This window comes from Psychrobacter sp. PL19, assembly GCF_017875835.1.
Lineage (GTDB): Bacteria > Pseudomonadota > Gammaproteobacteria > Pseudomonadales > Moraxellaceae > Psychrobacter.
Window position 1 is genome coordinate 1,760,114 of the sequence record NZ_JAGING010000001.1, and the last position, 14,619, is coordinate 1,774,732.

At 42.5% G+C, this 14,619-nt stretch carries 11 protein-coding genes; 9 read left to right on the forward strand and 2 right to left on the reverse strand.

What is annotated here, in order from left to right; genetic code table 11:
• The first annotated feature begins 37 nt into the window (after positions 1–37).
• From H4W00_RS07210 to H4W00_RS07250, 9 genes are all read left to right on the forward strand, one after another.
• Positions 38–1,315, forward strand: a complete 1,278-nt coding sequence (locus H4W00_RS07210; RefSeq protein ID WP_334684905.1) for an MFS transporter — start codon at positions 38–40, stop codon at positions 1,313–1,315.
• The gene (locus H4W00_RS07215) at positions 1,315–2,655 is read left to right on the forward strand and encodes an amidase (protein WP_209956888.1); all 1,341 of its coding nucleotides are present in this window, start codon (positions 1,315–1,317) and stop codon (positions 2,653–2,655) included. The genes H4W00_RS07210 and H4W00_RS07215 overlap by 1 nt, the downstream gene beginning before the upstream one ends.
• A gap of 561 nt (positions 2,656–3,216) precedes the next feature.
• Positions 3,217–3,735, forward strand: coding sequence for an AmiS/UreI family transporter (locus tag H4W00_RS07220; RefSeq protein ID WP_209956889.1), 519 nt, complete (start codon positions 3,217–3,219; stop codon positions 3,733–3,735).
• Positions 3,736–3,990: 255 nt separating this feature from the next.
• The gene (locus H4W00_RS07225; RefSeq protein ID WP_209956890.1) at positions 3,991–5,538 is read left to right on the forward strand and encodes an amidase; all 1,548 of its coding nucleotides are present in this window, start codon (positions 3,991–3,993) and stop codon (positions 5,536–5,538) included.
• Between the two features lie 568 nt (positions 5,539–6,106).
• Complete coding sequence (locus H4W00_RS07230; protein WP_209956891.1) at positions 6,107–7,099, forward strand: DUF932 domain-containing protein; 993 nt, start codon at positions 6,107–6,109, stop codon at positions 7,097–7,099.
• 131 nt (positions 7,100–7,230) lie between these two features.
• On the forward strand, positions 7,231–8,316 hold the full coding sequence (locus H4W00_RS07235) for a YqaJ viral recombinase family nuclease (protein ID WP_209956892.1): 1,086 nt from the start codon (positions 7,231–7,233) through the stop codon (positions 8,314–8,316).
• A gap of 130 nt (positions 8,317–8,446) precedes the next feature.
• Positions 8,447–9,358 (forward strand): recombination directionality factor, encoded by a 912-nt coding sequence (locus H4W00_RS07240; protein WP_209956893.1) that lies wholly within the window; start codon positions 8,447–8,449, stop codon positions 9,356–9,358.
• A 959-nt stretch (positions 9,359–10,317) separates the two neighbouring features.
• Complete coding sequence (locus tag H4W00_RS07245; RefSeq protein ID WP_209956894.1) at positions 10,318–10,563, forward strand: helix-turn-helix transcriptional regulator; 246 nt, start codon at positions 10,318–10,320, stop codon at positions 10,561–10,563.
• A gap of 241 nt (positions 10,564–10,804) precedes the next feature.
• The gene (locus H4W00_RS07250) at positions 10,805–11,710 is read left to right on the forward strand and encodes a LysR family transcriptional regulator (protein ID WP_334684906.1); all 906 of its coding nucleotides are present in this window, start codon (positions 10,805–10,807) and stop codon (positions 11,708–11,710) included.
• Positions 11,711–11,886: 176 nt separating this feature from the next.
• Here H4W00_RS07250 and H4W00_RS07255 read toward each other — a convergent pair whose 3' ends face one another.
• Positions 11,887–13,203: a DUF3100 domain-containing protein gene (locus tag H4W00_RS07255; RefSeq protein WP_209956896.1), complete on the reverse strand. Its 1,317-nt coding sequence runs from the start codon at positions 13,201–13,203 to the stop codon at positions 11,887–11,889.
• Positions 13,204–13,252: 49 nt separating this feature from the next.
• Positions 13,253–14,416, reverse strand: a complete 1,164-nt coding sequence (locus H4W00_RS07260; RefSeq protein ID WP_209956897.1) for a M20 aminoacylase family protein — start codon at positions 14,414–14,416, stop codon at positions 13,253–13,255.
• Positions 14,417–14,619 lie beyond the last annotated feature (203 nt).

Below are 14,619 nucleotides of genomic sequence, written 5' to 3' on the forward strand. Positions count from 1 at the left end.
TAGACTATAATCATAGGAACTTATGGATGAGCCTAATATGAAAAACTCAACGTCTATGGTTAGAAATGTATCACAAAAGAAAGTCATTCTTGCAGGAACAATTGGAAATGCTGTCGAGTGGTTTGATTGGACGATATATGCAACATTTGCCGTATTCTTTTCCAAACAGTTTTTCCCCTCTACAGATGCAACGGCATCATTATTAGCTACTTTTGCTATTTTTGCTATTGGCTTTTTTATGCGGCCTTTTGGTGGGATAGTCCTGGGAATATTTTCTGACCGATATGGTAGAAAATCTGCACTAGCAACCACGATCATGATGATGGCTGGTGGCTCGCTAATGATTGCTTTGTCACCAACCTATACAACAATTGGTATTTTTGCCCCGATTATTTTAGTTTTAGCACGATTATTACAAGGCTTATCTTTAGGTGGAGAGTTCGCCTCTGCTGCAACTTATCTATCTGAAATGGCACCAAAAGAAAAAAGGGGGTTTTATTCAAGCTTTATGTTCTTTAGTGCAGCCATGGGGATATTACTCGCATCAGGCTTAGCTTGGTTATTAACCAGTATTTTAACAGATCAGCAAATGAGTAACTATGGTTGGCGCATTCCTTTTCTATTGGGCGCCCTAGGTGGTCTTGTTGGGATGTGGATTCGTCGCTCTGTGCCTGATAGTGAAATGACGCATGCTAAGGAAAAAGTTAAAAATCCTTTACTGGTGCTGATCAAAAGTTATCCAAAAGAAACCTTAAGAATAGCTGGAATCTCGATTTTAACTACTTTTGCATTTTATATATTTGTTATCTATGTCCCAAGCTATGCCATTAATTTTCTGGGTGCGGAATCGAAAGTTGCTTTCGCTGCCAACACCATTGCCTTGGTTGTATTTATGCTATGTCAGCCTTTGTTTGGCTGGCTATCCGATAAAATTGGACGTAAGCCACAGTTAATCGTTTTTGCTTTAGGGTACTTATTGTTTTTCTATCCTATGATTAAGTGGATGGACAGCTCATTTAGCTCAATTTTATTGGTTGAGATGTTTGGCTTAGTGCTCTACGCCTTATATACCTCAATTGGACCTGCAGTAATGTCCGAACAATTTCCAACGGAAGTTCGAGCGGTTGGGATTGGCGCACCCTATAACTTAGTGGTCGCGTTGCTAGGTGGTACGACACCGTATGTTCTAACTTGGTCGCAAAGTAACGGTAAACAAGATTATTTTTATTTCATGGTTATCGTTGGTGCAATTTTAACGCTGATCACCTTTATTAAAATGCCTGAAACGGTTGGTAAAAAACTGGAAGACATCTGATGAACTTGTTAAATATTTCTGCACTCGAGATTGCAAGGATGATTGCAAGAAAAGAGATAACTGTTGTTGATGTAGTTGAATTCTATATTCATCGTATTAAAACGTATGAAAACTTAGATTGCATTTCAGTATTATTTGAAACTGAGGCACTAGAGCAGGCTAGGCAATTAGATGAATTAAATGTAGCAACTAAGCGTTTAAGTCAGTTTCACGGTATCCCAATTCTTTTAAAAGATAATTTAGATGTAAAAGGCTATGTCACCAAAGCGGGTACTGTTTATTTAGATCAGATTGCGCCAGAAAGTTGTGCTTTAGTCAGACAACTTGAAAGTTTAGGCTTTGTAATTTTAGGCAAAGTCAAAATGACGGAGTTAGCTTTTGGGCTCTCTGGACAAAATCCAATGCAAGGCACGCCATATAATCCATGGTCTAAACAGCAATTAGCTCCGGGTGGCTCTTCATCTGGTGCGAGTGTTGCTGTGGCTGCTGGTTTGTCCCCTTTGTCCATCGGGGGCGATACAGGTGGATCCATTCGTACGCCTGTGGCATTAAATGGCATCTTTGGATTTAAACCATCGAGTAATAAGATCGTTGCTTCTGGTGCAGTCGCACTGTCTAAAACTTTAGATACTTTAGGACCGATTGCTTTAAGAAGTGAAGACATTTTCGAACTATATGCACTTCTTAGCAATACTCAGATCCCTCAACTTCGATCCGATCTTAATGAGTTGTGTTATTTGGCGGAAGAAGATTTTCCATATCCATTAGATGATGAAATATTAAATTTATGGAATGCGCTGTTAATTCAATTAACAGCGCATGGCTTTGTACTTAAAAAATGGCAGCCACCGACTGAATTCAACTTTGAGGCGCTATCTGACCGCACATCGATGATTATTGCATATGAAAGTTATTTATATCACGGCAAGGACGCAGAAAATGTGCACACCAAGATGTGGCAAGTAGTACGAGAGCGAGTTTTACGGGGCAAAGATATTTCATCAGAAGATTATCAACAAGTAATTACACAGCGAAGCTCGTTTGAACAGTCGTTTGAACAGTCATTGGTTGAAAATAATTGCTTATTGTTACCGGTTAGTCCAATTTTTGCCGTTGAGTTAGATGCACAAGATAAGAGTTTTGCTCATGTTGGGAATTATACACGACCTTTTAATTATCTTGACTCGCCATGCTTTTCTTTTCCAATCGGTAGCAGTTCGACAAACTTACCGATGGGAGTGCAATTAGTCTCTTATCGTGGCAATGATCATTTATTGTTGGAACAAGTTCAGAATATTATTTCTAGCCTTAATATCAAGCCTAAAGTTGCTGACATTTAATCCAGTAATACTATAGAGAATATTTTAATTCAAAAAACTAAATATTAAATTTATTTACGTAAGTGTATTTATATTAATATTTAATCTAAAAATGCGCTATACCCTAAATTATGTTGGTTACTTTTTATTGTAATTAATTAATTAATTTATGTGGCTTTCTATTACATGAGCTTCAGGTATATTATTGACTTAAACAAAGGTCATTTTAATAAAGAATTACTAATTTAATATTTTATTTAATAGTTAATAATAAAAAATATTATTATATTTTTTATATACTTGACAAGTGATTAATTAAATCCTATATTAATAAGACTAATTCAAAGAAATGAAGTTTTATTTTATTTCCATTATTGTTTTAGTCTTATATTTCAATAACAGGGAAAGGTAAATAATATGAGTATATCTCTAAAGGAAACACTGAACGCTAAAGGGATACACCCTAGCGATGAGCATTTAACTAAACTTGAAAAAAATGGAATGAGTACGAACAACTTAAGGGTGAAGAGACCTTTTTTATTTATAGATGATTATTAAAACAAATAATATAGGAAAATAATCATGTTAGGTTTAACACTACTTTATGTTGGCGCTGTCTTATTTATTAACGGACTCTGGCTACTAGGTAAAATTGAAGATAAAGAAGTTGCAGTAATAAACTTACTAGTAGGATTTCTAAGTTTTTTAATCGCGATATATTTAGTATTCAACAAATCTCAAGATTTGAATCTAATAAGTGCAGGTGCTTTTACCTTTCTTTTTGCTTTTACATACATATGGGTTGGCGCAAATCAATTTTTAAAGTCAAATTCAAAGGGTTTAGGTTGGTTTTGCTTTTTTGTAAGCCTTACAGCTCTAACTATAGCATTAAATTCGACGTTCAAAATAAGTATGGACATCAGTATTTGGAGCATCTTTAACTGGTATGCTTGGTCAGTTCTTTGGTTTTTATTCTTTGTTATGCTCAGCTTATCAAAGAATATTCAGAGACAAGTTGGTCTATTTACGATTTTTTGCGCAGTTACGACTGGATGGATACCAGGACTACTAATCCTGCAAAATATATATGAGATATATTAAGGAACGTTAGTCAAATATAGTCGATTCACTTTAGAATAAATACAGTGCTACTAGGATAAACTTTTCGAAGCCTCTGGAGTGGCGCAGCCACCCAGCAAGCGAGTAAAATTTGTACCAGTAGAACGTTATCATGCTTTGAACTTGATGCACTAATTATTATGTATAGGAGGTTTTTATGTCTTAGTTATATTAAAGAGTTTCTGCGAGATAAGGATATCAAACCATAGAGCAAATATTAAAAAAAAGGAATAAAAAATGACTAATGTAAATGCAAAGACCATCGACCTCACTGAACTGACTGTCGAGCAAGTACAGGCGGGTTTCGCAAGTGGCGCGTTCACCTCAGAAAAGCTGACTGAGGCTTACTTAGAGCGCATCGCGGAATTCAACCCTTCCTACAATGCAATCGTCTTTTTCAACGAGAAGGCAGTTGAAGAAGCGCGCGCGATTGACAAGCGTCGCGCCGCTGGGGAAACACTGGGACCCCTGGCGGGTGTCCCCGTCGTCGTCAAAGAGGCCATGGATATGAAGGGCTTTCCGACCACCGGTGGCTGGTCGCTTCTCTACAGCAAGACCGGCGGCGTCGACCTGCTGCCTGAGACCGATTCTCCTGTGGTGGCACGCATGCGCAAAGCCGACACGGTGATCCTAGGCAAGACTAACATTCCGGTGCTCAGCCATACCGGTTCGCATTCCAATGGTTCGTGGGCTGGCTCTACTTACAATTCAGTTGACCGAGAGTTCCTACCCGGTGGCAGCAGCAGCGGGACCGCAACTGCCGTCGGCGGTAATTTCTGCGTGCTCGGACTGGCGGAAGAAACCGCCGGCTCGATTCAAAACCCTGCCGCGGCGCAAGGCCTTGTGGGCATAAAGCCGACTCACGGACTCGTTCCTAATACGGGCGTTTTGCCGCTCTCCAGCTTGCGCGACGTCGTCGGCCCCATCGCACGGTGTGTACGCGATGCGGCACTGACGCTGGACGCGCTTGCAGGGTTCTCGATGGAGGATCCCAAGACGCTAGCATGCGTGGGTAAGATTCCGAAAGGCGGCTATATCTCGAAGTTGGACAAAAATGCGCTGAAGGGCAAGCGCATTGGTCTCTACGGGCCGGGCTGGCGCGCTTCGACGTTTTCCGAGGAGACGACAGGCCTTTATGAGCGCGCCCAAGAAGAATTGAAGAAACTCGGAGCAGAACTCGTAGACGACCCTTTTGCCAATTCTGGATTTATGGAACTTCGCAAGGCGGTCTTGCCTGGAGCCGAGTTCGACGCGCGCGGAATGGAATCAATTGCCTATGACATTCAAAAATATCTCGAGCGCATGGGTTCAAGTGTCGCTCTGAAGACATTCGCGGAATTTGCCGAAGCGACGCAGAAAGAAGATGCGTTTGGGCCGGACGGAACGTTGAACTATATGAGTCATGTGCCCGCATTCGTAGAATCAGCGAAGTCACCATCTACACCCACAGATATGACGTCGTTCATCGATCTGAGGGAAACCTATCTCGATATATTCAACACAGTTTTCAACAAGCATGGGCTTGATGCGGTCATTTACCCGCAAATGCAGGGTCCTTTAGGTCCGCTGCACGGAGACGAAACCATCGATGGAATGGTAGTCAGCGAGGTGAATATCGCCGGCCTGCCGGCGGTGACGATACCAGCTGGCTTTTACGCCTCCGGTGCCCCATTCAATCTCGTTATTGTTGCGCGGCAGTGGACCGAAGCCGAGATGCTTGCCATCGCGTACGCCTACGAACAGGGAACAAGGCACCGCAAGGCGCCGGAACTTAAAAAGGCCTAGGGAAACTCTGATTAATACCAGGTAAACCGCCGTCTCCGGCGGTGCGATTCAAAAGGGCTCTGCCAATATGAACTGCCCCCATAAGTTGGATACAACTTATGGGGTTATTTTATGCGTTACGATCTAGACTTTAAGATCAAAGTCATAGCATACTATAAGCAACCGCCGTGGAGCGCCGAGGTATCACTACAGAGAAGGGTGACATCAATCGTGAAATCATTGCGCGTAATCAGGCAGTTACACAGAATATGGGATGGTCTCAAACGTAGAGGCTTACCACCCATAGCTAACTAATTTCAGATACATACCACTTACCTGAACATACGATCATTTGCGTCAAGCAAGCGGTCTATCAATCTAATCTTCCCTCTCTAAGGTCTGCTTAATCGCAGGCCTTTTTTATGCGCTCTATTGTTAGGAGTCTATATGGCATTTTATTGTGTAGCACTGGTAGTCCGTACTTCATCATTGGCTGAGTTTGCTATCAGCTGTCGCCCTCAACCCTGTGTTAAAACCCTCACATTTAATCAACTAATGCTCTAAATCAATCAATAAAAGGAATACTCTCATGGCACATTTAATCGAATCAATGGCCTACGTCGGCGAAACCCCATGGCATGGCTTGGGTAATGAGTTATCCCCTAAGCAGCCTATCGAGGTCTGGGCTAAGCAAGCGGGGCTTGATTGGCGTATCGAATCGTCAGACGTCAGCTATATGGCAAGCAATGAAAAGGGGCATAACCTGATCTTACCCTTTGCTGAGCAGAAGGTTTTATACCGTAGCGATAACTTTGAGCCGTTATCGGTTGTCAGTCAACGCTATCAAGAAGTACAACCTCGTGAGATTCTAGAGTTCTATCGTGATCTTACTGAACAGTCGGATTTTGAATTGGAGACTGCTGGAGTCTTAAAGGGTGGCCGCAAGCTATGGGCATTGGCCCGTACAGGTCAGTCAGCAATGCTTAAGGGAAAGGATGTGAGTGATGGCTACTTACTGCTTGCAACGGCTTGTGACGGCACTTTGGCGACCACAGCACAGTTCACATCGATCCGTGTGGTGTGTAATAACACCTTAGCGATTAGCTTAGCGGACGGTTCAGGAGATGTGGTGAAAGTTCCGCACTCTACCTCCTTTGATGCGGACAAGGTCAAGCAGCAACTGGGCGTGTCGGTGAAGCAGTGGGAGCAGCACTCTTATGAGATGAAGCAGCTGTCTGAACGCCGTGTCACTCAAGCGGAAGCTGCCAATTATTTAAGCCGGGTGTTCAACGATCAGGACAATGACATCATTCTTTTCAACCAAGCGAAAAAGCAAAAGGATGCGGTTCCTAATGCTAAGGCTATGAATCAAGTGATGACCATGTTCAATGGTCAAGGTCGCGGAGCGGGTCTTGATGCCGCTCGTGATACGGCTTATGGCTTGCTGTGTAGCATCACGGAATATGTGGATCATGAAAGACGTGCCATGAATACAGACAACCGTCTTAACTCAGCATGGTTCGGTGCAGGCGCTAAACTAAAACAGAAAGGCTTAGAGGACGCACTAACCTTGATTGCGTAGTAACTTGAGTCTACCGTTAACTCAGTCGTCTTATTACACCACCAATCACCACGTCTTAGGGCGTGGTTTTTTTATGCCTATGATTTAACCAACTCTCTCAATCAACGATTCATTTATCTAAGGAATTTATTATGAACACCATCGCTTTAAATAACAGTACTACTCAGCAGAGCGCAAGCCGGAATCTAAGCGTTAAGGTTAAGCCACCAGCCACTACGGGTCGCCCATCTCCTGTAAATCAATCAACCACTGCCAAACGCCTGGTTAATACCAAAGCGCTTAGCCATGAGGACTGGCTAAAAGTTCGTAAGCAAGGTATTGGCAGCTCTGACGCCGCCGCCTGTGGTATTCACCCCTTTTTGTCTATGCTGGAACTATGGATGATTAAGACCGGTCGTCTGCACTCACACTTAAATGATGATATTGATGGCTACTCTCCCTTGTACTGGGGCAATACGTTAGAGCCCATGGTGGCGAAATACTATCAAGAGCACACAGGCAATAAAGTGCGCCGAGTCAATGCGATCTTGCAGCATCCTGATCCTGACAATTACTTTATGCTGGCTAATTTAGACTACGCCATCACTGGCAGCGATGAAGTGCAGATATTAGAGTGTAAAACAACAGGGGAGCACGGGGCTAAGCTTTGGAAGAAGGGGGTGCCTTTGTATGTGACGTGCCAAGTACAGCATCAATTGGCGGTCACTGGTAAACAAGCGGCGCATATCTGCGTGTTGATTTGTGGACACGAGGCTAAGATATTTAAGGTTGAGCGCGATGAGCAGCTGATTAATAGCATTCTGTGGCATGAACGTCTGTTCTGGCAGTATGTGGAAACCGACACCCCGCCAACCCCGGACCATTCTGAATCCGCAGCCCGTGCGTTAAAGCAGCTTTATCCAACCCCTAAGCCGTCGAGTAAGATTGATCTTAGCGCCGATGACGGGGCTAACAAACTGTTTACTAAGCTACTTGCTCAGCGCGCGTCTATCGATGAGCTGCAACAGCAGCACGATCAGATTAAGCACCAGCTGCAAACACTCATCAAAGACCACGAGGTCGCCGTATTTGACCAGGGTGCGATCTCGTGGAAGCGCTCTAAAGACAGCACTACTCTTGATAGCAAGGCTTTGCTCAAAGCAAAGCCTGAATTGCTCACGCAGTTCAGTAAAACACGCCCGGGCAGCCGTCGCTTTGTCATTCTAAGCGACAGCTAAGCCAATACTCAACTTTCCAACAATTACCCTTCAATAAATTAACCCACTAAATAAACCAAGCGCATAACGAGCCCACCCGTCATAGGTGGGCTTTTTTATGGCTTCAATACATCACATAAGGAATATCACCATGATTAAGGGCCTCACTATCACCCCACCAGTTCTCGGTCGTATCAGCATCGGCAAAGTCGTTCACAAAGATGGCAAGCGTCTACCTGCTAAAGACGATCAATTTACCATCACCAGCCAAGTTCAAAATAAAGACGGTTGGGTCAATCATCCACTTGATGAAAAATTGCGCGCAAACAGTAACGGTAAGCTTAGACAAATACCGGTACGACTGCTGTTCAATGATCCAGAACTCAATCTGCGAGCAGAGTACACGCTATTTGATCGGCAAACAGGCAGACCCGTTTGCGTGGGCGACGGTGAGAGCTGTCAGCGTCGCACTAACAAAGGCGTTGAGAGTCACCCATGCCCATCGCCTGATCGCTGTCCACTGGCACAAGGCGGCGCTTGTAAGCCCTATGGTCGTCTGTACGTTAATCTAAGTGAAGACGATGAGCTAGGAACCTTTATCTTTCGCACCACAGGCTTTAACAGCATTCGAACGCTGGCAGCACGCCTCAGTTACTTTGCTGCGGTATCGGGCAATAAGCTGTCATGCTTACCACTACAACTCACTCTAAGAGGTAAGAGCACCACGCAAAGCTATCGGACACCGATCTACTTTGTGGATTTAACCTTACGTGACGGTATCCATCTAAAAGAAGCCGTTCAAGGTGCGCAGGCTATTGATGCGGAGCTCAGTCAACACGGCTTTGATCAGGCGGCGTTAGAAGAAGCTGCCAAACAGGGTTATGTGAACTCCTGCTTTGAGGCCGATACTGACGAGGCGTTTGAGGTCGTCGAAGAGTTTTATCCGGTTGAGGCAAGCGATGCTAGTAACAGCAAGCAGGGGCATGCGCAGAATGGCACAGCCACTCATAACGTGACCAGCATTGAACAAGGCTTACGGCAAAGCGTGACCGCTGTGAGTTAATAAATTTATTTAAGTAATGAAGGAGAAGAGCTGACGGGATCCGCTCTTTTTTTTGTTTAAATTCAATATCTCTCGTATTTACGTGACAACCATCTGACTCTCCCAACATATCGGAATATGTTAAAAATTACAGTCGTCACAGATGTTATGTTCAGGATGGATGAATGAATAAAGAAGCGGAGTTTATATAAGAGCGGTAGCGATTGTATAAACGACAACCTAATCCTGTAGTTAATACAAATGTAGACAGTCGATATTGATTGTCCTAATGACAATCAACATAATCTATTAAACATTATCTATCAATAACAAACAAACTCTAATCCAAATGAATCTAATGATATATACCAAAATATCATCATCAGTGTTGTCAATTGAGTATTGGAGATATACCGGGTAACTCTCGATTGGAATCACTCAGTAGCCAGCCACATCAAATGCTCGCACATGACCATGAAGCATAAGCGCCCTCTAAGGAGGGCGCTTATGCTAATCGTATGGAAAAAATGAGAAGCTGCAACATGGTTTACTTATTGAGTAGCGAAGTAGCTCATTCTCTTACTTTTTTATTTAAGATCATCAATGTTAACGCTGATGTCTCATAACGTATTTCGAGCATTAATGATGCTGATCGCTTCTGGTATGTGTAACGCTCGGTCAGTACGTAGACCAATAACTACGTACAACCAATAAGACTGCTTTGTACCAGTTTTAGGTACATGCCTTGAAACCTATTCAGTGGTCTGTATCTAGAAAAGCTTGAGAGAAAGCGTGAAAGTGTGAAAGCGGGGAAATGATAGATAGATAACAAGATAGCTGACTGAATCAGCTGTCTTTTTTTATGGCTTGAAGAAAGCTGATCTTAATCTGATAGGGCAGCCTGGGATGAGGTAAGAAATTATAGGACTCGTTATGAGTATGAGGGGAATGCTCTCAATCACTCATTAAGGAGCTAAATCATGGAAAACCTAAACGTAACACAGTCTGTAATCAATCAATGCACTCACATTCCTCAGCTATTGAGTATCAAGGACGTGGGTGGCTACACTGGTCTTAGTCGTTCTACAATATACGAGCTTATCAATGAAGAGTCTGATCGTTATGACCCAACATTTCCAAAAAAAGTACAGCTCACGAAAGTAAGGGTAGTATGGGTAGCGAGTGAGATTGCAGAATGGATTAATGCTAAGATTGAAGCAAGGTAAGCTTAGTCAGTAGATCAATCGTTTCACTAAAATGTGAGACGGTCATTCTTATGATAGATTTAGCTATTCTGTAGGTCGGATTGGCTCATATTCAATCAGACATGTGTATATGATATATTTGAGGTTGTGAAATAGGCTCTGACAAATATAATTGTCTCAACTTCATTTACGCAGCATTCTTTTTAATACACCACCGTGCTGTACTTATTCAATGAAACCAAGACCGGAGCAAGAGGAAGCAATGACAGAGATTAATGGAAAGCGGTTATGCTATCTTTATGAGGCTGTAACTATGGGTACGATCCGGGCTGCAGCAGATAAGCTCAATATTGCTCCCTCGGCCATCAGCCGGCAAATATCTCTGTTAGAAGAAGAATTAGCATGCATTCTTATTGAACGGCATCGCAAAGGAGTAACGCCGACAGAAGCTGGTATTATTCTCTTACATTTTTATCGGGAATCACTCTCCGCTGAAGAGACTTGTATTTCCAAATTACAGGCGTTGTTGGGATTACAGCGGGGTCATATAAAGCTAGCAGTGGGTGATGGTTTTGTTGGGGATTTGATGTTGGGCCCATTATCTGAGTTTGCCCGCTTATATCCGGCGCTGACACTTTCAATCAGTATTGGTGGATCAAACGAAGTGATTCGTCAGGTTGAAGAAGATGAAGCGCATATCGGACTAGTGTTCCATACCAGCAGTCATCCGCGCATTCGCTCACAGGTTGTCAGTCGTCAGCCAATGTATATTATTATTTCGCCCGATCACCCGTTAGCTGATCGAAAAAAACCAGTGCAGTTGAAGGAGCTTTTAGAATACCCAGTAGGGCTGGCTGAAAGTCGTTTTGGCGTACGTCAGTTACTGGCGATGGCCGAATTTCAACAAAAGATTCGCTTTAACCCTATTCTAACTACTGACTCATTCTCTGTACTAAAGAATTTTGCCCGCTCAAATATGGGATTTACTTTTCTACCGTATTTTGTAGTGTCCAAAGAAGTGAAAGAAGGACATTTGATAGCAATCCCTATAGACAATACGCTACTGTCAAGCGGTGAAGCTCATATCGTAACTCGGTTGGGTCGTCATCTATCCCAAGGCCCGCATGAATTACTACAGCATCTGAAGTCATGGATGAAAGATTTGTAAGCGGCCAGCGCCCAGCAACATCGAGTTGCTGGACGCTGTTTTGAATCACCGATGAGCACTTTATGAGCGTAAATATTTTTCATACGCAGCTACGCTCATTTTTTATATTAAACGACAGTTATTAAATTTGATTTATCAAAGCTGACTTATTATATATAGCTTCGTATCACAACTTCTTAAAGTAGCCATTGTGCAATGATAGCTGATCCCAAGAAAGTGCCAGTAAAGGTGAGCAAGGCAACCACTGCAATTTTGAATCCGGATTTTTTAAACAGATTCACCTCCATTTGCGAGATTGCAAAGCCTGCATAGGCAAGCACAGGGGTAATGAGTTGTAATACGCCCAACTTGTCTGTTTCTACTAAGACATATTCACTCATTGGAAACTGTGGCAAAGATATCAAAATAGCTACAATCGATATCCAAGCAATAGCAGGGACATTGACAGGAATAACTTCCTTTAATAAGACGCCAACGATACAACAAGCGAACAGAATTAACATGGCAGGTAGAGCAGAAATCGGATTGACGCCTTGTCCTACCCAATTACTTAGTAATAGGACGATACAGATCACTGCTAACAGAGATAAAGACTGCTTTACTGATAAAATAGACTGCTCTGGTATCTTTAAACCAAAACCTGTTTTTGTAGCGGTGGTAGTGTCATTATTCTTCTTAAACTTACTAGTAACTTTATATAAAAATTCTGTAACTGGTAGGGCAACAAATAAACTGACGAATAGCCCTGTGGCGTAAGTTAGTAGGTTAGAGGTCGCTGCAAACGCAGTAATAGTTTCCGCTTGAGCAGGTACCGTTTCTGCGAGCGCTGCCGAACAAGCACCCATCATACTACCACTACCAATACCACAAGCCATTGCCAGCGCACGAATATCCATGATATCCATAGAGGCAATAATACCCGCCATTAATGAGAAGTAAATCGCGCCAAACAAAGTACCCATTACATAGACACCCATTACACCGATACCTTCGGCGCTCTGAAGTCCATACTTATCAGCAATTAGCGCAATATTAGGTTCACGAGCAATTGAGTGAGTAGCACCAATAGCCTCTCTCCCCATTCCAAACACTAATACCGCAATGGGTAATGCTATGAAGGCAGTAGCTACATTGCCTAATTCTTGTAGTAAAAGGGCGGGACCTGCGGCTATTATTTCTTCAACTTTAGGACCGACACCAACACCAAATTTTGCAATAAACGGCATGATACTTAAGAGGACAGCGTAGCTTGCAAATTTTGCTCGATCCTTAGAAATGACAGCTTTCATTGAAGGTATAACGTTGGGGTTTAACAATATTGTAAATATAAATGCATATAGTAAAGGCAGTAAGACTAGTGTACCGATACCAATTGGAATCTTAATGATCCCTATCCATTCTGCAAGTAGCGATGCAATAATCACTAGTAAATGTAGCTTCCAATCAAATAAGTGCTTAGTCATTGTACTCGATAGCACAGTGGTATTATTCATAGCAATTCCCTTTGCATTTTATGATTTATACGTTTTTACATTATTTGGTTTATGCAGAAATTTTTGGTAGTTGAGACTCAACTAAAGAAACCCATACTTTTATACCTGTCTCAATAGCATCATCATTAAAATCATAAGAAGCATTGTGTAATGGCTTGGAAGGACTGCTACCATCAACACCTAACCAAAAATAAGCGCCTTTAACGACTTGATTCATAAATGAGAAATCTTCAGAAGCCATTGATGGCTCTACATTAGTCTTTACCTTATCAGCCCCCAGTACTTTAGTAGCAGCTTCTTTGATTTCAAGATAGGCTCGACTGTCATTAGTAGTTACTGGATAGCGAATATGGTAATCCATCTCGCCTGTGACACCGTATAAAGGCGGTAAAGTTGTGACCATTTCTGTGAGCATGTCCTGCATGGACTGGCGTACGTCCATATCAAAGCTACGAACGGTTCCTTTTAAGATGGCGTAATCAGGAATAACATTAGTAGTATCCCCACTATTCATCTGCGTTACGCTAATGACACCTGATTTTAGTGGAGATATTCGACGAGAGATAATAGATTGAATATTAGTGATTAATGCTGCTCCTGCCGCTATAGGATCAGCCCCTAAATGTGGCATGGCTGCATGAGTACCTTTACCAGTCAAAGTAATCTCAAAAGTATCAAAAGACGCCATCATAGGTCCATTATTGACCGCAATCTCTCCCACAGGTAGGCCTGGCCAGTTGTGTAACCCGTAGACGGCGTCCATAGGAAACTTATCAAACAACCCGTCATCAATCATTGCTTTTGCACCGCCTAAAACCTCTTCGGCAGGTTGAAATATAAAATGAATCGTTCCGCTAAAATTTTTGTGTTGGCTTAGATGCTTTGCCGTACCAAGCAGAACTGAAGTATGACCATCATGACCACAGGCATGCATACAATTTTCATGAGTGGACTTATAATCAATATCGTTTTGCTCTTTTATTGGTAGAGCATCAATATCAGCTCGTATGCCAATAGTGGGGCCTGAACCGTTCTTTAGAGTACCGACAACCCCAGTACCGCCCAGTCCTTGATGCACCTCAATCCCAAAGGACTGTAACTTGTCGACAATAAATGCTACGGTCTTGAACTCTTTAAAGCCAAGCTCTGGTTGACTATGAATCTGCTTACGCCACTGCTTTACTTCACCTAGTAGGGTTTCGTTAATTAACATCTGTTTTCTCCTTTGATATAGATAGGTAACACGGTGATATATCGATCGAATCCTTGTTATCTTCCCAAACAAGAACCAACAAAGCCACAGTTTGAAAAAATTAAATTACTCACCCTGAAATTAATTGCCTAGATAGAACATAGAAACACAGGAAAGGATATCGTGAGTAATATATTTAAGAAAGCTTAATGCCCGACCTAAAA